The following is a 21991-nucleotide window of genomic DNA, read 5'->3' as shown; positions in this document are numbered from 1 at the left end:
GCTATTTTAGCGTTGCGAATAAGGTAACCTTATTTTAACCCATAATTTTTCACCTCTATAAAATAATGAGTGGGAAATCGTATTTTATGGAGAGTTTGGATGAATATCAGATCGGCATTTTTCTGCTTACTATTGATGGTCTTGAGTGGTGGGGTTTTAGCTAGTGCCAACACTTTACTGCCAGATGTTAAAGCGTTGGCACTAGATAAGTTGGTTTTAGATAGAACGGATCAGCCGGTGACGGTCATTGAAACATCACCAATTATGACTTCCAAAGGCGAAGTGGCCAAAGGTATGACTGAAATCATACTTAGCTTAGATGCTTCAGCTAAAAATTCGCTTATTATCCAAGGAAAAACCCTAGCGCCAGGAAGTACGTTAAGCATTGTTCAAGACTTAACAACTACCAATGGCGCAATAAAAATCCCAGCCTACCCCGAAAAGTCAGATATAAACTCCAGTGATCGATACATTATCGATGTGCCCAAGGTTACAGCACAACTCTGTTCAGATGAGTACAAATATGATCAGGCAAAAAATGTTTGTTTGAAGGTCAACACAACAAATTTAACGTATACGTGTCCTGATTTAAGTTGGCAACCAACGGGTGATCTAAGTAACTGTATTCAGCAAAGCACGATAGCAAAAGAAAGCTGCCCGGAAGGGCTCACGTCTAATGGTAACGGAACTTGCTCCAAAGCAGAGTATTTACCAACAGTAGCAAAATGTCAGTCTGGTTTCTCATATTCGGCAATAAACAAACGATGCGAAAAAACCAGCTCGGAACCGGCATCATTTTCTTGCCCAACTGGGTATTACCGATCAGGAAGCGTCTGTTATTTAAGTAGCGGTTCGACAGGTTATCCAGAATGCCCTTCAGGGTATCGTGACGTAGGTGGGAGTTGTTACAGAGTGGTTAATCAGGTGCCAGATCCTTATTATGTGTGTCCATCTGGATTTACGAAAGATAAATGGAATACTGGTAAATGTACGGATAGCCAAGCTTATATATCAAATCAAGGTAAGCAGCAGTGTCTTGATGCCGGTGGTCTGAGGTATTATTATGACGGTGTGAATCAGATTTGTATTTTTGTCCAGCCTCACCAGGTATCAGCACCATATATTTGCCCTAGCCCTGGCCAGCTTATGGCTCCAAACTCCTGTGTAAACCCAAATGATACAAGGTCTCCATCTTACTATTGTCCTTATGGGGAAACGTATGCAGATGGCGCATGTCGTAATAGTACCTCACTAGAAGCTTATTGTAAGCCGGGATATGCACCTAACGGCAACGACTGTTCATTTTCGGTGACAGAAAATCCAGAGTGGGTTTGTGATGATAATAGCTTTAGTAAGATCTCAGAAACGCAATGTAGTCGTTTAAGTAATACGAATTTAATAGGTACATGTCCCGCAAACTACGTTCGTACAGGAAATATTTGTACGATGACATCAATAGCAAATCAAATGGAAAGTTGTAGTGAAACTTTTGTGCGTAATGGTGCGCAATGTGAGCGTGATGTATTTAAAGCTGCAATTTGTGAAGGTGGTTTATTGAGTGAGAACTCCTGTACTTGTCCATCAGATACAACTTTGAACGTATCGAGTTGGATGTGTGAAGGCAAAGAGACATCGCCTATACTGAAAGCGTGTCCGTTAAATTACGTTTTAGATAACGGAGAATGTAAGTTTTCTCACCAGGTTGGAGTTGTTTATGACTATTGTGGATCTGGAATGATTTCCAATGGCGCAAATTGTAGTCTTGATGTGTCTATACCGGCAACGCAATCATGTAATGCACCATATTCTGTTAGTCAAGGCCAGTGTAAGTATACGCAAGAATTACCAGCAGGCGTAGGAGGAGGCGCAGTAGAAGCAAAGTCCTTTGAAGGAAAGTTTGTTACTGAATCATCAGCTATCACATTGGCAACGAAAAATTTTGATGCGCTTGTTTTAGAAATTAATGAGCTAGCTATTGACGTAGATGGAGGTTGTCGTTTAGTTGCTACCGATATGCAAGCTAAGGGCGTCATTTCAAAAGGGAATATACTTTGTTCCGTTAGTTGGATGAACTTACCACGTGGCATAACAGGAAAAGACAACAAATTAACGGGAATTTTCGCGGAAGCCGGCGAGCAGGTAGTTGGTTATCAATTGAAGACTTTTAGCGGATTAGCAAATAACCCTATCATCGTTAGTGAAGGTGAAATCAATATCAATGTGGCCATGCCAACAATGCCCACTGTAAACGATATAACTACTCGTTTAATGAATCAGGTTGTGCGGGGATTTGAGGTTTCGAACTATGATGCAAATAGCAAAATAAACTTAACATCAGTGCTTGTAGAAGAAAGATCATATGAACAATTAATTGAGATTGAGGGTGTTGGTTCGTGTACGGTCGCATCAAAGGGGAAATCTTGTAATATTTACAGTGACGTTGCATTTTCTCTAGATGTCAATAATTTAGAGTTTTCATCTACATATAAAGTATGGGCCAACAGTAAAGTTGGTGGATGGGACAAAGGTGAGTTAACTTCTAAATCTTGGGTAATTAATCACGATTTTAGAGGCCCACAAGTCCAATTTTCTACTTTCAACGGCGATAGAGCAGGTGAGTCAGTTACAAATAATGAATTAGGGTTTCCAGTTATTGTTAATGGTGGTTCTGGCAGTGTAGGTATTAAAAATTTCCGAGATAATTTACCTGCTACCGAACGCTGGTGGAGACCAAACAAAGTAGAGTTTGAGTTTAGTTCAGTCGATGGGAAGGAAAGTGTTAGCGTTATAAACGTAGATGATATGGATGTGTTATTTGATGTGCCACAAAGTATCGAAGGAACGGTAAAGCTAAGTAGTAACAAGGTAGAAGAAAGGGAAAATAGCGCAGCGTATTCATTTAATATGTCATCGCTAACGCCAGGCTCGTACAATGTAAAAATAACGGCGAGTGATGCTTTTAATAACACAACGATTACAACGGTAGAGGATGTAAAAGTACCGACTCCAGCACCGCAAATAAAAGTGTTCAATAAAAAAGTGTTAGTTGGAGGAAGCAGTACACCTTCGGTGTTAATGCTAGACGACCTTATGATTGTTGCACATAACGGATTAGTAGGTGACTCGCAAATTACCAGTGTAAAAATTGATGGTCGAGATGCGACGTCATCAAATGAAGAAGGACATTTTAGACTGCTAACCGGAAACGGCTTCGATTTATCGGCAAATAAACGATATGAACTTGAAGTAGAAGCAAAAGACTCAACTGGCGCAACAACTAAGGTAACTATTCCACTTAACTACCTCTTGATGGAATTTAATTTCCAACGCAAGCCGCAGACTGTAATTCAATTAGTTGAAGATGTGGGATTAATAGTTAGTCGGACGAAAGGGGTGCGCTGTGATATATACGGCACTAAAGCAGCAGCAGCACTTGCGGCCAACGAGAGAAATCATACATGTTATGTCGAATGGTCGAAAATACCCGATGGCATGACTACTGAAAGTAGCAGTTATCAATCAGTAGCCAAAGGTGGGGTTAGTAATCTAGGACAAAACACCGCTGCATATATAGCTTACGTAGTTAACAAGTCAGGGGTGACAAGTGTTGTGAGTCAAGGCGAAGTCACGTTCGAAGCGTTACCACCGGCACCGATCACAATCAAACTAGATGAGCGCTTAAAGTTAGGGCAAGATGTGTATAGCATTTCAGTTCTTGATCGGCAAATAGGTAGATATCAAGGCACATCTTCACGAGCTAACGTTGATATTGATTTAACGACGAATGCTGGCGATATGAAGCAATATAAACACAATCAATTACCGTTCGGAGAGATTCAAAACTTCTCAGCTTATGCTGATAAATTGGGCGGTGCTAAACTATGGGATAAGGTTCCGTATACCCTAAAAGGCGCATATCGCTTGGCGCCTGAACTATCAACAACAGTGAATTTTGAACTTGTGGTTACACCACATCCATATATGCAAGTTTTAATGGATTTGGATGATACTCGTTATGCCTCAACTGAAAAAATTAATGCAACAATCAGTTTAGGCATTAAGAATAATCTTACTAATACATTCGATTACAGTATTGAAACAATGGGCACTGGATGGGATGTGTATCTTGCGTTCAAGAAAGGCAAAGATTATGAGCCGATTTCAGATGCAATTCAGATCGGGACAAATGGAAAAGGCGTGATTCAAATAGATGCCGATACTATTTTTAATCGAAATGAGGCTGTTTATGCTGTAGCTGAAGCGCGCTCGCCTTATCCTGAAGTTGAAATTACGCGAGTGTCTATTCCACGAAGTATTACAGTGGTAAAAGGCACAGCTGTTGATGGTGAAATTGTTTCTAGGGTTGTTCACTCTCGTATACCGGCAGCATTTGATTTGCGATTTGATACTGAATCATTCCAAGATTTTATGGTCATGGGAGAAATAAAATGGCAGCGCGATGTGAGTGGCTCTTGGGTTGATATGACGGAGTTAACAGGGCGTCAATATGTATCTGTTAAATCGGTTGAGCCTGAAACCATTGATGTTAGAGCTGTAATCACTAACAAAGAGACTGGCGCTGTAACAGAGACTGAAACACTAAGGTTGATATCATTTGATAAGCCTAAAATGAGAATTGACGGTGTAACTCAAGCGATTTCAGGCCAAACATTAGAGTTAACCGCTGTGGATGTGAGTGGTGGAGTTCTATCAGATGCTGTATATGAATGGTCGATGGACGGTGAAACATGGGAGAAAGGCTTTGCAACATATAATGTAAATGTTGAAAATTCGAGTGTTCGCGTTTACGGTCGCATGAAGTATGCCAATACCTCTGATGAAATTCAGATGGATCAATGGGCAACGGCTGTGAAATATATTTCTGTAACGAAACCAAAGCCAATTACGCTAAATGTTGTAAGGCCGAGTATGGCAGAAGTTGATAGTGAGATAGCACTTAAAATGTTAGTGTCGAATCCGTTTGCTTCAACTGGTGTCGATTTATTTACCGAGTGGTTACTTCCTGATGGCACAGTAATAAAGGACCAAAAGGAAATCACTTACACGTTGCAAGAAAGTGATCTTGATAGTTCTAAGCGAGTTACTTTAGTCGCTAGATCTTGGTTAGATGGATTTAAAGATGTCACTCTTGGCCAAGCCAATGCTGTGATGAACACATTCAGCTATTCGTTTCCGAGTGAAAGTGATCTTAGTTTGACTGTTAACAATAACGTGAAGTTCGTACCATCAAGCGGCTACGCCACGGTTAATATGCCATACATTAATGCGCCAGGAGTCGTATTTACATATGATTGGACGTTTGATGATACGGTGATTAAAAAAGTATCATCAAATGGTAAAGGAATGAACTTCAATGTAATCCAAGCCGGAGTCCATGAAATTATGGCTACAGTCTCAGACAACCGAGGCAACTTTGCTCACATTAAAAACTATGTTGAAGCACAGAAACCTAATGATCTGTCTTTTGTGTTGAATGAAGTTTATTCAAACAAATTCATGCGAGCCCCACTTACCGCTTCAATTTATCCTAATGTAAAGGTTGGGCATCCATATGATTTTGTGAAGGAATACACTTGGACTGTGAACGGTGTGAAAAGTGAGCCATCAAGTAGAGCAGTAGGCGCGTTTAATGAATTAGTAGAAGGTCATTATGACATTATCTTGGATGTAAAAACTAACTTTGGGCAAGTAGGTCAAACCACTTTCTCTGTTGATGTTGTTGCTAACAAGCTCCCTACTTGCGCGCCATCGGTTCGTAGTCAGTATGGTACGTATATCGTTGATGCTAACTGTAAAGATGAAGATGGTCGTATTACATTCTACAAGTGGGTGGTAAATGGAATGGTGTTCAGTCCATACGGGCCTCAAGTTAGGTTTACTGAGCACGATTATCCAAATGGAGCCACGATTACAATTGAGGCAAATGACGATGCTGGTGGTAAAGGAGTCGGCCACACCAGTTTCTAAAAATTATCTATAACTTATGAAATAGGCAGTATTAAATTTAACTAATTTAATACTGCCTTTTTTATTTTTACATATAAATCTAACCGGTGTAATTCAATTAAGATGGTCAAATTCGCAACGCTAATTTAATTATTGCATCCAAAACCCATTTAAAATCGTTTTGTTAGATTTTATATGGGGTGTGAAATGAGAGATGTGATTATCAGTTTTACATTGATAGCAGGATTTGTGTTGGGATTTAACTCAATGTTCACCTTCGCTGTACCTACCCAAGAATATTCATGTCTGAACGCGAGTTATTTTTTAGTTGATAAATCGGATAACAGCCTTAACCGAGAGCGACTTATCGCTTTTAAATTGCCCACAGAAACACCGTACTTTCATCAAGGTACACGCTGGATTAAAAAATTAGTTGGGATGCCTGGCGACAATATCAAGATTACCGTTTCTTCAGTGTTTGTTAATGACAATGAATATAAGAACGACATGAAAACACTGCTGATGAAATTGGAGCTAGACGCGGCAAGTGTTGAGCGTGAATTGATACTTGGTGACGATGAGTATTTCGTTGTTGGAGAAACATATTTGTCATATGACTCTAGATTTTGGGGCGTGATTAGCAAAAAGGATGTAATAGGGAATGCGTATGCGATTTTGTAAGTGGTTGTGCCTTATTCCATTGTGTTTTAGCCACATTGGATTGGCAAATACTGTCGATTCAGGAGTGACGGCTGAAGAGGCGATAGCGAAAGCCAAGCTCAACGGTTGGTTTGAAGGGTTAGATTTGTCGGGGGAGCAAAAAGCAACATCTAAGGATGTCGAAACTTTTTTAAATAATGCTCAAACACAAGTTAATGCAATTACTAATGACGCGCTTGAATTAACAGATAAAGAAACCAAGCCAAGTTCACCAATCATGATGTTTGTGAGCCTATCCATGCCAAATGCTGCATTTAAGAATGCTTTAAAAAATGCCGCAGCAACTAACACAACGGTTTATATCAACGGCATGTTTGAAGGTGATAAGAAAATTCTCGATACCATGATGCGTCTTGAGGTAATAGCTAGAGATATGACTATCAAACCAAATGTGAAATTTGGCCCAACCTGGTTCAAGCAGTACAACATTCAGCGAGTGCCGGCACTGGTATTTGACGATAATCGCATACAAGTGCAAATGAATGGGTTTTCAGAGTTAGATTTTTTTAAGGAGAAGTTGAAAACTACCACGAAAAGCACTGATTTTGGAGATTATGGTGCAACCTATCCTGTAGAAGAAGGATCATTAATTGAGCAAATTCGAAAATTAATGGCTGATATCAACTGGGATTCCAAAAAGAAATCTGCAGTAGACCGGTTTTGGAAAAAACGGTCAAACACGTTGCTCGATACAACGCTAGAAGATCACACTTTCTACATCGATCCTACAGTTAAAGTTCAGAAGGATATTGTTAATAAAGCCGGTGTCGTTTTAGCTAGAGAAGGAACAACCGTTAATCCACTTCTAGCAACTTCGGCCTACTTAGGGCTTTACATCATTAATCCTTTAGATCCACGTCAAATTAAATGGCTCGATGCACATCAAGATAAGTTTGATTATCGTGATCAGATTATCGTTACGCAAATAGATGTTTCGAGAGGTTGGGAACATTTAAGCGAATTAAGGCAGCGATATAAGCGAGAGATATTTCTACTCGAAAAAGAGTTAGTGACAAAGTTTGCATTAAAAGCTGTGCCATCAACGGTCACTGTTGAAAAAGGGTTTTTACGGATAGACGAAAAAGGAATGAGGACAGAACAATGAAATTAATCACACTGACATTAGGTGTCGTCCTTGGTATTTTTCTCGCTTATAACTATCCCGATATCGCTGCGAATATTTTAGTCAACTTCATTTTATTTGCCGAGTGGCTTGGCAATTCGGTTAGTCAGTTGGTAAGTGGGGTAATGTCGTGAAGTGTTTACAAGCTTTGCTATTAATCTTAATGCTATCCGTTTGTAGTAGTGCCAACGCATCCAGCGCCAACGCAATCTGTAAGGACGCTCAAATTTGGACAAAGATAATAGACCAAATTTGTTGGAGCTGCTTTACGGAAGGGTTATCTCTAATGGGGATTGGGAAGAAACCGGAAGGTGCGTCTAGTAATAATCCTTTCTGCGCCTGCACAGATAATATAGGTGTGCCGTATGCCGGGACAAAATTATCATATTTCGCCCCTCTTAGGTTGATTGAGACCGTTCGATTACCTTGGTGTTCTCCGACATTAGGTGGTATCACGCTACAAGATGATTTTACGGGTTTAGGCTTTAAGCAAGATGACAGTGGTTTTTGGCAATCTCATTACTTTGCATTTCCATTGATGGAAATGCTTGAGATTTTATACATCGATTGCCACCAAGATGGTTATGCAGATCTAGATTTAATGTATTTATCAGAAGTTGATCCAACATGGTCAAATGATATTTTGGCTCTTTTACTCTCTCCTGAAGCTATTTTATTCGCAACACCTTTAGCTGTGCCTTGGTGCGCTAGTGATTGTGCACTTGTATCCGCAGACAAAGCGCCTGAGAGCACCTTCGGCTGTGCTGGTTGTGATGGCAATTTATACCCATTTACAGGTCGTGTTATTGGTCAAATAGATACTGTTGCTCAAACAAGTCTTATTGCACAAAGAATGGTGAGTTCATTGCACCGTAAAGGTCTGTCAAAGAAAACCATGGGGGAAGAAGCTGTTTGTAAGGCTTCGTATGCACCGTTTACGCCACGCTCACAGTACAAGTTCAGCATGATTTACCCTAGAGCAGAAGCTGATGAAACAAAGAATGATGTATCAGGTTGCTGTCATCCTATGGGGCAAAGTACAAATCTTTGGTGTTTGCCTGTTGGTGGACGTATGCGACCAGGCAAGGAAGATGCAGTTTATATGTTATGGCAATTTAAAGAATGTTGCCTCAATTTGATGGGTGGCTAATCTGATGGTTAGAGATGATTTTTGGAAACTTATAATCACCTATGTCACATCGTTTTGTATGTTGGCAGGTGGGTTACATTGGGCGTTTTTCTTCACTATTCTGGGGTCGATGACCGCATTTGATGTATATGCTGTTGATGAAATAAAGCAACGTCTAGAAACAACGTATGAGTTAGAAGAAGCCAAAAATGTCGATGGTACAGAAATATATAACAAAATTCTGGACCGCAATGACCAATCAACCAATAACCCATATTTAGAGCAGAAAATTTTAAATAAAGATTATGGCGTGGGGAAAACAATTGAATTGGATCAATATCCTGATGTGGATTTCGCTACAGAGTACAAAGCATATTTAGATGATGGTCTAGGTGCCAAGCAGCAAGGCAAAGTGCCATCTATGACCAATGGCAATGTTGATGTCCAATACTATGAAAAATCTAGTGTTACTTTAGCGCGAGATAAAGAAGGCAAAATTGTCACAACAGTTGTTCCAGTTGATGAACGAGGAGAATTAAAGACCTCTTTAGAGGCAAAAGAAGCCTTTAGTTCTCAGATAAATAGAAGTGATGCGGAGTTTAACGCGCCTCAAAATTACGGCGATGAAAATGCCTATCTTAATGATATGAAGAGGCAATATCTTAATGCCGGTAATGCAAAAACCATGGAGTCGGAAGCTTACCGTTCGATCATCAAGGCGAACAATGATAATCCTGCCCAAAGATTAAAAAGTAATGCTTATTTTTTAACGCAGGGTAACAATGCATTAGGGGATGCTAGAGATGGAAAAGGGATATGGGCACAAACTTGTAAAGATGAAACCATCACCGAAAAAGAAATAGTCCAAGTGCCAGTTTGGGAACCGCAAGTTTGCCAGAAACCAAATCACCAAAACTTCAACTTCTGCGAAGTAACCCGGACCTTAAAAGATAATCCATATTTTGAACGAGTAAACGTAAGTGCAAAATTTGGGCATTCATGGGGGCATAGGCTAACAATAGAAGCTGATTTCGTTACGGGCACAGGAAAAATATTATCTGATTCTCAGCCCGCAAAAGGCGAAGAAGGTGTTGTTTACGCAGAAAGTATAGAAAAAGTTGATTATGACCTTTTTTGTTCATCTGGAACGGGCACATTTAATCTGCTTTCCTCTACATCATGGCCTGGAGCAAAACTTAACTCTGATCATGATACGACTGATTATTATAGAGTTGTCCAAGAGCCATCATGTTCAAATGGCTTAAAAGCCATTTTGCAAGTGGAAGATACCTTTTTGGGTAGTTACAAGGACTCATGGGATCTAACTGCTCACTTCTATTTTGAGTTTCAAACAGCTCAATACGTCAGTGAATATACTCAAAACCCTAAAAATTGTGCGTCGCAATTAGGTTGGAAACCTGGGCCATACCCTTGCGTTGGAGAGTCATGTTTTAAGGAGAGTGCCCCTAAAAACGAATTTTGTACCTTTGACGAATGGGAAGTCATTAAACAAGACACCGGCAATTATCCTCAATGGGTCATAGAGGGAATAAGCCAAATGTTTCCAAATGATCCTAACCCAGATGCATTATATGGGGGTGATAATAATGGTGAAGGACAATATCACGTAGCCACATGGAAGATTAATGCAAAAGGTTATAGTTGTGATCCTTTAAAACAAAATGACTTCTGCGTGCAAGTGTTGAACAAAGAGACCGAAGAATTTGAGGAGCAATGCTTCAATTATGAAGAGTTCAAGCAGCTAAAAGGCTCATGCCATGTATACGAAGACAATTCTCGATGTGAATTAGTTGGTAAAACTTGTGTTGAAGGCTGGCACGATACTCAAAATGACGTTTGTTACATGTATTCGGACAGTTATAGATGTGATGTCTCAAAACCTTATGAAAAAACCACCACAAAAACAAATAATGTGTGTGCTGGCATGCTGCCGTGTTTGGGCGATGATTGTGATTATGGTGATGAAGAAAGCAGTGACGATTTTGAAAATGCCGTATTGATGGCATCAATTTCTCAAACTGTGGCTGACGATTCCAATTGTGTTAATAAAGATCCAAATACCTGTGAAATTTTCCCAGGTGAGCAAGAGTATTGTTCTTGGGAAGTGTCGGGGTTAGGGAATAACTGCTGTGATGCACCTAGCGGTATTAATTACATTGAGATGGCCATGTTGGGCTACAAAATGATGCAAACAGAAACGTTTAAAACCGTTTCATCAACACTGTCAGGAGGTTTCACAGATAAAGTAGGCGGCATGTATTCAGACTTTTCCGCTATGTTAGTTGATGGCTGGAATACGGGTTCAAAAGTGGTGGTTGATTTTGCCAGTTCTGTGATGGGTGATCCAGAGTTTATGAGTGGCGTTGCCGAGAGCGTGACCACGGGGGGGCATCGGTAACTGAAGCGATAAATGGCGTGATGCATACGATTCAGCAGCAGGTTTATTCAACCTTAAACAATATGCTACCTGAAGAGTTGGCTAAGATGTTGTTTCAAGAAGCTACAGCGGAGCATGTGGCTGAAGAGGCGGCAACTCAAGTCGGGGATACCATATTAAGTGAAGGAATGAACCAATTTTTAAGTATAATTAGTTTCATTGGTTGGATATACACTATTTACAACGTTATCAAAATTTTGGCTAACATTCTGACGCAATGTGATGAAAATGAGCAAGATATGGGTGTTAAAATCGCTCAAAAGCAATGTTTTAAAGTTGATGGTAGCTATTGTGCGAAGGATGTTCTCGGTGTTTGTTATTTAAAACGTCAAGATTGGTGTTGCTATTCTTCTATGCTAGCAAGAATTATTGGGGAACAAGGCTCAAAGCAGCTTGGAAAAAATATGCAAAGTTGCCCCGGATTCACCATCGATGAGTTCTCCAGAATCGATTTTGACCGACTCGATTTGTCAGAATGGTTAAGCACCATGTATGAGGCCGATATTCTTTCAACCACTGGTTATGACATTGAACGATTAACGGGAACAGGGCGCACAATGGGTAATAACACTTGCGAAGGGGGGATGCGGATTGTGAGGAAATGACAAGGGTAAACGCCGAAAATAGGGCGGTAGATATGTTTAATGGTGATGTGAGCGACACAGCAAATCAGCTTAAGGATAATTTCGATCCTGAGCAAATCGATTGCTCGATTTACCCAAGGCCGTTAATTTGTGAAATGCAGTAGTGTTATAGAGCGCTATTGCCTTGATAATGCTTGCTAATCCAAGGGTCAATGTTAGTTAATCCTTCAATAGTAAGGTAACTTTGGGTTTCTTCTTTATTTGGCTTAATAAATAAATGCACTTTTTTACCATTAGAGACGAATGGGAATTTAGTGCGCCCTCTCATGACTGGAGAAAATGAATAATATTTTTCGTCGAGTTCAAGAGTTAAGTATGTTGCAGCAAAGAATCTTTCTAAACCAATTACGGCAAATAGACCTTTACTACCGTTAGGTGCTTGGTCCGAAAATTTAAGTAGCTTTGGAGCTTGGTACCACATAAAATCACAAGTTCCATCATCATTCATCTTAAAGCCACGGTCTTTCCAGTTTGATATATACACCTCACAGCTTTTTCCTGAGAACTTAACTTTACGGGCGTGTTTATCGTTTATTTCGGTACGAACGTAGTCGAGCTCACGAGTTTCTAACGCAACAGCGATTAATTCATTCTCAATTTTATCAATAGCACTTTTTATATTTTCTTTGCTTCTTGACTCTACAGGATAGTAAACAATTTCATAGTAAGTATGTAATGGCGCATTACCTTGGTTCGTACCTAACATGCTCAAGAAAGCACCGCCAAAGCCGCCACCGCCACCAAAGCCAATAACGCCATCGGCAAGGTAATCCATTGCGCCAGGGGATGTATCAGCATCGACAGGTCGATTCGCATCACGTAAGCCGTTATGGAAGCCTAAGCTGCCATCAATGACATTCATGGCAAAACTCATATCATTGTCATAAATAAAGTCTTTGTCGCTTTCAGGGGTATAAGGGTCAGTGGCTGCGCAACCCGCAAGTAAGCTGGTTACGAACAATGTTGTTGCTAGGGCTTTAAAAGTGGTCATTGTTTATCTCTCGTTATGAATTAATCTGCTTACATCATACTGAACATCATTAATCACGCAACTAGGCGTAAGTGTCGAAAATATATCATTTTTAGCGTAGGTTACTCAATGTTGTAGCTCAACAATGAATAAATCAAATGTACCTCTGTTGGATGTAGATTATTTAAATTAAGGTATTCGATTTCGTAACGCTATTTTAATTTTTGATGCGCCGCTTGTGCTAATTTGCACTGAATAAATTATCTATCTGCTACAACCAAGGATAATAGTTATTAAACGGTGGTATAAATGGCATTAAATGAAGAGCAATTGGCTGTCGCAAATAGTATTGATAGTCACAATCTCGTTCTTGCGTTACCCGGTAGCGGCAAAACACACACCATGATTGCGTATATCGGGAACGTAGTCAAAAATCCGCAAATCAAAGTGCTAGGGCTTACCTTTACCAATGCAGCAGCTATTGAAATGAAAGCGCGCGTAGGTAAATCAATCACAGGCCCAAATCGCAAGCGCATATACATCAGCACATTCCATTCAGTCATCATTCAACAAGTAATGAAGCATCCTGAACTTGCAGCAAGGGAGAGATTAATTGGCCCGTCAGAAAATAGGTATAATTATTTTATATTTAAACAGATGTGCGGTGTACACAATGTTAGGAAACATCCAGCAGGCGACGGAGTAAAACCGTTTACCAGCGCGGAAATAAAAGGTCTCTTCGGTATGACGTTGAGAATCGTTAAAAGCAGATTGTTGAGGCTCTACTCAGAACCTTGCTTAGAAGCTGAACGTTTTAAAAATGTAATGGGATTTGATTACTTCGATTTTTACAAAAATAAGATGCGTGAGTTAAACGTGTGGCCATTAGATTTAATGTGTAATGAAGTCACGAAAATGTTAATTGCTGGTGAAGTTGTGCCCATACAATGCGATGTGCTGGTATGTGATGAATTTCAGGACACAGATGATACTCAGTACCATTGGATTAAGGCTCACGCTGACAATGGAACATTGGTTACCGTAGTGGGAGACGATGACCAAGCTATCTACAGTTGGCGAAACTCGTTAGGCATGGAAGGGGTTGAACGCTTTAAAAAAGATTTTAATCCGAAATACTTCACGTTGAGCATGTGTTATCGCTGCCCGCCTGAAATCTTGTTATCAGCGGAGCAGGTGGTACTACAAAATAGTAATAGAGTCCCAAAAACGATGAACACACTAGATTCATCTGGAGACATCTATCTAATACCCACTTCTGACGAAATGATTGAAATGTCATACATGCTGTCGAGTATGCGAAAACATCACTTGGAGTCACGGGCGATACTGACTCGCACTAATCAGCAACTAAATGAAATTGAAGCATTTTTAAAAATCGAAAACATACCTTATAAGCGGCTAAACGGAACCTCAATTTGGCAAAATGAGCATATGTTATTTTGGGTGCATTTGCTTTTCACTGTAGTTGAACCCAGAGCAAATAATTACTTGAAATCTATTCTCATAGAACTGGACGAAGAACAGTATGTGATATTGGATATAGTTAGCAAGTCGCAAGGCGTTGGTTTTACGCACATTGACAATGAAGAAATGATGTGGAGCCAGGCTACTAATAACCTTCACGAACAATGTCGAGTCAATGGCAACCGAGGAGGTGAGACAAGTCGCCATCAAATTGAAGTGATACTAGACGATTTATTCAAGATCTTTCATCCAACACTTAGTAAAGCTAAAGTTGAATTTTTTGACACTTTTAAAATGATTATATTGGGTATGAAGCACCAATTGTCTAACAGGATAGACAACATTATCGAGTTATCTCAAATGCGCCAAATTAAAGAGCTAGATGATGATGTTGTGATACTTACAACGTTCCATGGTGCAAAGGGATTGGAGTGGGAAGTGGTATGGGTAGCAGGAGCAAATGCTGATAAATTGCCGCTAACAAACAGTAAAACCGATCCTGACAATATCAATTATGAAGAAGAGAGGCGCCTATTGTATGTTGCGATGACTAGAGCCAAGTTATCGTTATATATTTCATGGTATAGCATTACAACTCCGTCAGAGTTTTTGCTTGAGGCATTCCCAGAGGAAATGTCCCAAGTGATGAAAGAGGCATTAAAAAAAGAGTCTATGCTCGAAAAGGAAGAGCAATCCACGTCTGACGATGCAGCAGAAACAGTGACATAATTGCTGTTAATCAAGCACGATGAAAATTGATTGTTGTGCTTGATTACTGAAATAAAATAAGTTAAATTCATTAATAGACAACATAAATTGTCTAAAAATAAAATTAAATGCGCACTCCGAACGACTAGCGCCGTTCACCTTAGAGATAGAATCTCGAATTAAACGAATAACACCACTAAACAATCTGTTTTGTGTTTACCAATAAATCGAACACATACCAAAGTCACTTCATTTTTCAAAGAGGTTGCTACGGTATGTTTTGTCGTACCTCAAATTTGCCAATTCCACCAATCGTTTTCCCTAACTTTAATCTCTACCTATTTTTTAGGTAATTATTAAATTTATAAAACGCATGTCAGCTAATCATGTCAAACACCTAGCGGCTCTTAGACTTGCGAGACTATTAGTGACAATTGATTAATCTGCTTCCGTGAAGTGTGATGTCAATTTCTTTAAACAAACTTACGTTTGACTACAACCACTAAACTAACCCCACTAGGGAACATTTATCCCCTAGCGGATCTGTGTTCTCTGAAATTTATGTCTTGGAGGACACACCATGGAAATCATTATCGTTGCACTATTAATCATTCCAGCATTAATCATTAACAAAACGATTGTTAAACCACTAATGTGGATTGCATATCGTTAATCAATTTTTACTTGCCTCACTTAGTTGAACCTTCGGGTTCTTCTAATTGTTGGCTCTCCTAATCGTTTTTATGCATGAAAGCGCTTAGGTGAGCCAGCAGGCTTAGACATTTAATTAATTATCTAAGGGTGAAAAAAATGGAAATTATTATTATTGCAGCGCTAATTGTTCCAGCATTAATCATTAACCAAATTATTGTTAGGCCGTTATTAAACATCGGTTATAGCTACTAATTTCGCTGTCACAGCGATACAAGCGAAAGCTTGACGGTGAGAGTTTATTATCGTGAGTGGTCCATTGGCCACTCGATAAACCTAAGTCGATTTAAATCGAGTCGCTTTATGTTTATCCAGTTCCACCAATCGTTTTTTTTATTCACTTGTTCTTTGTACCTTTTTTGGTACTCGTTCAATTGCTTAATAAAACGCATGTCAGCTAAACATGGGAAACATTAGCGGTTGCACTATTTACGAATATGCAATGACCGGTATAACGAATTTCAAAGCGAATGACGTTATATGAGAGCTATCTAGCTAACTTAACCTACCCACCTGGGAGACAACTTTTCCCATTGGGATAAATGTCTTTCTTTTGGGTTTTATAACTTTTTGGAAGGACAAATTATTATGAACAATCACACTCAAAACCAATCTACTCGTCAAAATACAATTCGTTTCACTGGCAATGTTTCACAAGTCAAACCATTACAAAATGGCGGTGCTTCAATTTCATTGGCCCACAACGAGGGAAAAATGGTTAACAACGAATGGCAGCAAAGCGATACATTATTCATGTCTTGCATAGTTCCAGCGAAGTTAAACTTTATTCCTAATATTGGCGATAAGATGACGATTGAAGGATTTTTAGCCTCAGACAATTATCAACCGCAAGGTGGTAAAAAACGTTTTGGCGCAAAAATTATTATTAATCAGATTCTTGAATATTCTGAACCGCAAAATGCGGCGCGGCAGCAAGGTTACAATAACCAAGCAGCCTACCAGCAACCTGCACCTCAGCAAAATGCACCGCAGCAGTCAGGTTACCAAAACCGACCTGCTCCGCAGCAAAATGCACCGCAGCAGTCAGGTTACCAAAACCGACCTGCTCCGCAGCAAAATGCACCGCAGCAGTCAGGTTACCAAAACCGACCTGCTCCGCAGCAAAATGCACCGCAGCAGTCAGGTTACCAAAATCGACCTGCACCGCAGCAAAATAACCAACCGCCACAAAATAACTTCCAACAAGGAAGTGGTTTTCGCCAAGGTTAGTAATTAATTCAACCCTACAGGGATTTCTATCCCTGCAGGGTGGTATTCCTTGTTTCAACTTTAAGGAATACTTATGAAAAAAAAATCAATCAACTCATTAATTGATACGGAGGATATTTTTAACATTGGTTTATTTGCCTTTACGATTGCAGCGCAAATGAATCCAAACCTTATGCAAATAGCTTTGTACGTATTTTTCATATTCGCTTTTTTTGTAAATTTACATGCACAAATAAAGAAGAGTAAGGACAACGAACAAGAGCTGGCGATGTTTATCTTAGATTTCATTAAGGCTTTAACTTTGCCATTGAGCTTGGCCTTCTTAGGTTTAGCTTTTAGCTTCAATTCATTTTGGCTTGCTTCTACAGGAGTAAGCTTATTTGTTTTGTTTGCGGCAATATCAGGGTCTCTTTGGAATCTCAGTGAAGATTAGTTTGCTTAGAAACCGAACAGTGTTAAAATTAGGATATGGAGATTTATCTATGAATCCGAGTATTATTATGACAGAAACGATTAGTAATTTGATGCCATATATCACAATGGGCATCGTTGTTGTAGGAGGTATTTGTATGGGTATTTACCATATAATTACCTTTGATTCGCACAAAAAGAGTCAATCACAACAGAAATAAATAACTACTCGTAAATTACCCAAGAGGGACACACCCTCTAGGGATTGTGTTCCTCTAAATTTTGGAGAAACACAATGAAAAACCTATCTATTAAAGCGTATTTAAACGACCTTGCATTTGTTGGAGGCTGTTATGAATAATCGCAAACAACACTCTTCTAAAGCGGCTTACTTACGTAGACGCAAACAGAAGATCATGAAGAAACTTAAACAACTCCACGATTCTAAACGCACTCATTCGAAAGTCGGTACGACTGCTCGATTGCTTTGCCGTACTAACTCAGAAATGAGTCAGTTGATGGATCTTGTTTAATTTTTAAAATCTAATTTTATTTACTTACCCAAGCGGGACACTAACCCCGCCTGGGATTGGTGTATCTCGCAGTCCTGGAGGACACACCAATGCGTAAATCAATTTATGCTAAAAAAAATGTTAGCCAACCATTTTGGTTCTACGCTGACACTATTCATCATCAGTTGGATAAAGATATTGTCGATTCAATGATTCGCGGTAACGAGAAATGTTCGACCTTGATGATGTTAGATCCACACTTTGAACAAAAGACAAATAAGTACCATATAGAATGGACAAAAGACGATATAGAGATGCTGTTAGAAGGTATGTTTATACGTAGTTTGGAGATTTTGCGTAACGCGGTACCAGGCAACGAACTTTTCAAAGAAGAAGTTGTTTGGCAAGCCTCGCCTCAGTTCGCTGAGATTGCAAGACACCTTGGCTATGACGTTAGCGTCATTCGCCACGAAGTTAAGCAAATTATGAAACGCTACGGTAAATCGAGTGAAATCGATTCACTGCTTGAGTTTCACCATTGGTCTGGTCTTTTTGCAGAAATGTTCAAAGAACAAGTTAATGTCAAAGTCACTCAACAACACCTATTTAAAAACCTAACAGTTCACTGTGAAGGATTTTATGAGTTAACAGTGTTGTTGCAACAAATTGGCGAGATTTTAGATGATCTTCATTTAGAAGGTTACTCTCGTACCGTTTTACTTGAGTCATTAGCTGAAACTATCAATTTTATTTAAAACCCTATGGGCACAATCACCCATAGGGGCTGATTGTGCCTTCAAAATACCTAAACGTCTTTGGAGGACGCACTATGTCAGTACAACAAATCAACACAGCAGCAACTACAACAAATTCAATCGATTATTCAGAAATGGAAAAAGTAGCCGCACATGCACTTTTCCCTGAAATTTTTGAAGGTTCGAATGTCATGATTCAACGCCGTAAACATCGTCATCCAGACTGTATTGAGAGTAATCCAATGTATGTTCCAGATGTTGATAACACCAAGATAGCGTTGGTGTGGTTAATGGCGAAAGACCAAATGCTTGCTTTAGGCTTACAAGGACACACTGGCACTGGTAAAACAGAATTAGTGATGTACTTAGCTGACAGGTTAAACCTTCCGCTTTACATTGTGAAAACTCATGCTCGCATGAATCCACAAGATTTGGAGGGAAGTTATGTTCTTGATAACGAAAGCGGTCAAACCGTTACGCGTAAAGAATATGGTCCTGCAGCAAAAGCTTATATCAATGGCGGCATTTTATTGCTTGATGAGATGGATAAAGCCTCGGAAGAACTGACATCAGCGATGCATTTGCTGGTGGAAGGGAAACCTTGGCCATTGGAGATGTTTAAAGAAACATTACTTAGAAATAAGCATTGTTTCTGTGTAGGCACTGCTAACACTTATGGTTCTGGTCACGATGAGCGTTATATTTCATCGAACCAGTTAGACCAAGCGTTTCTATCACGCTTCATGTGGTTAGAAACAGCTTATCCAAGCACTGTAGTTGAAGCTAAAATCCTTGAGAAAGTTGGAGGCAGATTACCTGTAAGCATTAGAAATGATGCTATCAGACTGGCTAATGCTTTTCGTGATGCGGCTTTAGGCGTGAAACGAGATGGTGATGTTGAAGATCCTATTCAATGCATTTTCTCAACTCGGGTCCTCGTTGCCTGGATATATTACATTCAAGCGTTTGGTAAGTTTCGCACATTGAAAACATCACTTGATTCAGTATTCTTACGATCAGTAAGTTCTGATGATAAAGATATTGCGAACAGTATTGTCGATAAGATATATGGTGATGATATTAATTTAACATTAGCAGAGATTTTATCAAAAAAGTCATAACGCCTTCAGCAACGATTGATTTAAGCATGATTCCGAAAGGGACCATGTTTGAAGCAATTACCAACAACGATTTGGAATGGGACAGTGGCCAGAAATGGTACGCACGCTCATTATGCAAAAAGTTTGTTGTTGAAGGTGTCGTTGATGGCGAGACTTTTACAGTCACGAAAATGTTAAACAGCAATGCTCAGGTCAACATGACTGGACATCGTTCATATGAACATTTAGCTGTTAATTTAGCTGGCAACAATACTGTATTTGAAAGTGCTCATTACCATTCAAATATGCCGATTAGCGATGTAGATGGAGACCAATCGTTTTTACTCTACTCAATAGAAAATCAAGACCGATACTGGGCTGTAATTGAGGAGCAAGTCAGTGATAACGATATGGTCGTTTTATTTAAAAACGCGCAAACCAATGGAAATTGGGTTGCATATCAATATCAAGACTGCGGGGTTTCAAGTCCACACGGAAAAGTAAAGCGCGGTAATCTGATCCATAGCAAAGTCAAAAAAGGCTATGCACCCATAGGATCAACATTACGTGGCGATCTAACAACTTTATATTAAACATTAATTAACCCATAAGGGCGTACAAACTTCCTTATGGGGGTAGTGCGCTCTTTTTTTTGTTCTTGGAGGACAAATTATGAACGCACTAACTAACTCAACAACTATCAATTCAGCCGATTTATGCTCACGCCTTGAACAACTTGAACAAGGTGTTTGTGTGGTAAATATCGTTTCTAGCGCCGCTTGCGGAGAGAAAAGTTTGCCAAAAGTCAAAGTTGAACTTGATGGTCAACTGCAAGATTCAGACTCAATTAAAGGTTCTAAAATTCGTTGGTTCCCTAAAGAGCCATTGAATTTTGTCAACAAGAGTAAGCAGCAAATTAGTAGAGTCCTGAATGCCTATGGCGTTCGTTGGGGTGATATGACCATTGTGCCATTGGCGCGATTGGATGAACTCCAAGCAGAGATCGAGGCTATTCAAATTGAATGGCAACGTGATTTAGACGACATGCTGTTTAACTATGACAACCTTATATTTGATTGGGTAATGAAAAACCAGGATGTGGCAGACATTATGCGCCGCTACACCATGGATAAAAATGAGTTTGGTGGCAGATTCAAACTGAAGATGTTACCACCGGTCGCTTTCAAACCATTGATTGATGAAGATGATGAAGAAGCGGCAGAAGAACTTGCTAATTCAATGCTTGATAACCTTTACGAAGAAGTAGCGAAAATGGCCGGAGATGTTTACGACCGTTCATTTTTCATCAAAGACGCTAATGGCCATAAATTTCCACGCACTAAAGCAAATAGACGTATCAAAGATGCGTTTAAGACCTTAATCGGGAAATTAAATGGTTTATCGTTTTTAGATAGCAATATCGAAAAAGTGATTGCAGAGACAAATCGTGTACTTGATTCCATGCCAAAAGAGGGATGGATCGAGAATAATGATTTAGCTGCATTAGCTCGTTGGACTTTAGTGTTATCGAACGTAGATAGCCTCAAAGCTCATGTTGACGACAATGTTGTTGAATATGAAGAAGAGGTAATTATTGATGACTTTGGTGTGTTGGGTGAGGAGATTAGCAATAATTTAGATGAAGATCTAAATCCTGACCAAACTAATCAAATTGCTGAATTATCCGACTCAATTTCAGATACAGGCTTTGACAATGACTTTGATGATGAACAACAGTCTGAAGATAATTCAGTTGTTGATGTTGTAGAAGATGTTGAAGAAGTAACTGTAGCAGAAGAAACCAGCTCAAACATGGCCTTAGATACAGGCTTTGACGATGACTCTGATAACGAACAACAATCTGAAGATAATTCAGTTGTTTTTGTTGTAGAAGATGTTGAAGAAGCAGCTGTAGTAGAAGAAACCAGCGTGAGCATGGTCTTGGATACGGACTTTATCGATTTCGACCAGACTGAAGAATATTCAGATGTTGAAGAAGATGTAGTCGAAGATGAAGAATTTGGCTTTGGATTCTAAACCCCATAGGGCGTACACACTCCCTATAGGG

The 21991-nt window shown here is 39.6% G+C and carries 16 protein-coding genes; 15 read left to right on the top strand and 1 reads right to left on the bottom strand.

Annotated features, from left to right (window positions below):
- Nucleotides 1-99: 99 nt before the first annotated feature.
- From ACRWQL_RS00640 to traN (ACRWQL_RS00610), 7 genes are all read left to right on the top strand, one after another.
- Entirely contained in the window at nt 100-5988 is a 5889-nt protein-coding gene (locus tag ACRWQL_RS00640; protein WP_434949641.1) for an Ig-like domain-containing protein, read from the top strand.
- 186 nt (nt 5989-6174) lie between these two features.
- Nucleotides 6175-6648, top strand: coding sequence for a signal peptidase I (gene lepB / locus ACRWQL_RS00635; RefSeq protein WP_432363824.1), 474 nt, complete (start codon nt 6175-6177; stop codon nt 6646-6648).
- Nucleotides 6635-7792 carry a TrbC family F-type conjugative pilus assembly protein gene (locus ACRWQL_RS00630; protein WP_434949639.1) on the top strand — a complete coding sequence of 386 codons (1158 nt, stop codon included), beginning with the start codon at nt 6635-6637 and terminating at the stop codon, nt 7790-7792. Before lepB ends, ACRWQL_RS00630 begins: the two co-directional genes overlap by 14 nt.
- Nucleotides 7789-7944, top strand: coding sequence for a hypothetical protein (locus tag ACRWQL_RS00625; RefSeq protein ID WP_432363820.1), 156 nt, complete (start codon nt 7789-7791; stop codon nt 7942-7944). Before ACRWQL_RS00630 ends, ACRWQL_RS00625 begins: the two co-directional genes overlap by 4 nt.
- 29 nt (nt 7945-7973) lie before the next feature.
- The gene (locus tag ACRWQL_RS00620) at nt 7974-8960 is read left to right on the top strand and encodes a TraU family protein (RefSeq protein ID WP_432363838.1); all 987 of its coding nucleotides are present in this window, start codon (nt 7974-7976) and stop codon (nt 8958-8960) included.
- A 4-nt stretch (nt 8961-8964) separates the two neighbouring features.
- On the top strand, nt 8965-11358 hold the full coding sequence (gene traN, locus ACRWQL_RS00615; protein ID WP_434949637.1) for a conjugal transfer protein TraN: 2394 nt from the start codon (nt 8965-8967) through the stop codon (nt 11356-11358).
- Nucleotides 11359-11378: 20 nt separating this feature from the next.
- The gene (gene traN, locus ACRWQL_RS00610; RefSeq protein ID WP_434949802.1) at nt 11379-12002 is read left to right on the top strand and encodes a conjugal transfer protein TraN; all 624 of its coding nucleotides are present in this window, start codon (nt 11379-11381) and stop codon (nt 12000-12002) included.
- A 145-nt stretch (nt 12003-12147) separates the two neighbouring features.
- Here traN (ACRWQL_RS00610) and ACRWQL_RS00605 read toward each other — a convergent pair whose 3' ends face one another.
- A complete protein-coding gene (locus ACRWQL_RS00605; RefSeq protein WP_434949635.1) occupies nt 12148-13032 on the bottom strand; it encodes a hypothetical protein in 885 nt (294 codons plus the stop codon).
- A gap of 288 nt (nt 13033-13320) precedes the next feature.
- Here ACRWQL_RS00605 and ACRWQL_RS00600 point away from each other — a divergent pair, with 288 nt between their 5' ends.
- From ACRWQL_RS00600 to ACRWQL_RS00565, 8 genes are all read left to right on the top strand, one after another.
- Complete coding sequence (locus ACRWQL_RS00600; RefSeq protein WP_434949633.1) at nt 13321-15225, top strand: ATP-dependent helicase; 1905 nt, start codon at nt 13321-13323, stop codon at nt 15223-15225.
- Nucleotides 15226-16503: 1278 nt separating this feature from the next.
- Complete coding sequence (locus tag ACRWQL_RS00595) at nt 16504-17145, top strand: hypothetical protein (protein WP_434949631.1); 642 nt, start codon at nt 16504-16506, stop codon at nt 17143-17145.
- A 73-nt stretch (nt 17146-17218) separates the two neighbouring features.
- Entirely contained in the window at nt 17219-17578 is a 360-nt protein-coding gene (locus ACRWQL_RS00590; protein WP_434949629.1) for a hypothetical protein, read from the top strand.
- 331 nt (nt 17579-17909) lie between these two features.
- Nucleotides 17910-18089, top strand: a complete 180-nt coding sequence (locus ACRWQL_RS00585) for a hypothetical protein (RefSeq protein WP_432363806.1) — start codon at nt 17910-17912, stop codon at nt 18087-18089.
- A gap of 89 nt (nt 18090-18178) precedes the next feature.
- On the top strand, nt 18179-18823 hold the full coding sequence (locus ACRWQL_RS00580; protein WP_432363804.1) for a hypothetical protein: 645 nt from the start codon (nt 18179-18181) through the stop codon (nt 18821-18823).
- Between the two features lie 74 nt (nt 18824-18897).
- A complete protein-coding gene (locus tag ACRWQL_RS00575; RefSeq protein ID WP_432363802.1) occupies nt 18898-19944 on the top strand; it encodes an AAA family ATPase in 1047 nt (348 codons plus the stop codon).
- Between the two features lie 44 nt (nt 19945-19988).
- The gene (locus tag ACRWQL_RS00570; RefSeq protein ID WP_434949626.1) at nt 19989-20516 is read left to right on the top strand and encodes a hypothetical protein; all 528 of its coding nucleotides are present in this window, start codon (nt 19989-19991) and stop codon (nt 20514-20516) included.
- A 79-nt stretch (nt 20517-20595) separates the two neighbouring features.
- Complete coding sequence (locus ACRWQL_RS00565; RefSeq protein ID WP_432363798.1) at nt 20596-21960, top strand: DUF3150 domain-containing protein; 1365 nt, start codon at nt 20596-20598, stop codon at nt 21958-21960.
- The last annotated feature ends 31 nt before the right edge of the window (nt 21961-21991 follow it).

The organism is Shewanella sp. HL-SH4 (genome assembly GCF_051164845.1).
GTDB lineage: Bacteria > Pseudomonadota > Gammaproteobacteria > Enterobacterales > Shewanellaceae > Shewanella > Shewanella glacialimarina.
Note: the sequence above shows the minus strand (reverse complement) of the source record. Positions and strands in the feature narration are given on the sequence as shown.

Excerpts from the sequence above, each read along its gene's own strand:
- ACRWQL_RS00640 (WP_434949641.1), top strand. The coding sequence starts at position 100 with ATGAATATCAGATCGGCATTTTTCTGCTTACTATTGATGGTCTTGAGT.
- lepB (WP_432363824.1), top strand. The coding sequence starts at position 6,175 with ATGAGAGATGTGATTATCAGTTTTACATTGATAGCAGGATTTGTGTTG.
- ACRWQL_RS00630 (WP_434949639.1), top strand. The coding sequence starts at position 6,635 with ATGCGATTTTGTAAGTGGTTGTGCCTTATTCCATTGTGTTTTAGCCAC.
- ACRWQL_RS00625 (WP_432363820.1), top strand. The coding sequence starts at position 7,789 with ATGAAATTAATCACACTGACATTAGGTGTCGTCCTTGGTATTTTTCTC.
- ACRWQL_RS00620 (WP_432363838.1), top strand. The coding sequence starts at position 7,974 with ATGCTATCCGTTTGTAGTAGTGCCAACGCATCCAGCGCCAACGCAATC.
- traN (WP_434949637.1), top strand. The coding sequence starts at position 8,965 with ATGGTTAGAGATGATTTTTGGAAACTTATAATCACCTATGTCACATCG.
- traN (WP_434949802.1), top strand. The coding sequence starts at position 11,379 with ATGCATACGATTCAGCAGCAGGTTTATTCAACCTTAAACAATATGCTA.
- ACRWQL_RS00605 (WP_434949635.1), bottom strand. The coding sequence starts at position 13,032 with ATGACCACTTTTAAAGCCCTAGCAACAACATTGTTCGTAACCAGCTTA.
- ACRWQL_RS00600 (WP_434949633.1), top strand. The coding sequence starts at position 13,321 with ATGGCATTAAATGAAGAGCAATTGGCTGTCGCAAATAGTATTGATAGT.
- ACRWQL_RS00595 (WP_434949631.1), top strand. The coding sequence starts at position 16,504 with ATGAACAATCACACTCAAAACCAATCTACTCGTCAAAATACAATTCGT.
- ACRWQL_RS00590 (WP_434949629.1), top strand. The coding sequence starts at position 17,219 with ATGAAAAAAAAATCAATCAACTCATTAATTGATACGGAGGATATTTTT.
- ACRWQL_RS00585 (WP_432363806.1), top strand. The coding sequence starts at position 17,910 with ATGAATAATCGCAAACAACACTCTTCTAAAGCGGCTTACTTACGTAGA.
- ACRWQL_RS00580 (WP_432363804.1), top strand. The coding sequence starts at position 18,179 with ATGCGTAAATCAATTTATGCTAAAAAAAATGTTAGCCAACCATTTTGG.
- ACRWQL_RS00575 (WP_432363802.1), top strand. The coding sequence starts at position 18,898 with ATGTCAGTACAACAAATCAACACAGCAGCAACTACAACAAATTCAATC.
- ACRWQL_RS00570 (WP_434949626.1), top strand. The coding sequence starts at position 19,989 with ATGTTTGAAGCAATTACCAACAACGATTTGGAATGGGACAGTGGCCAG.
- ACRWQL_RS00565 (WP_432363798.1), top strand. The coding sequence starts at position 20,596 with ATGAACGCACTAACTAACTCAACAACTATCAATTCAGCCGATTTATGC.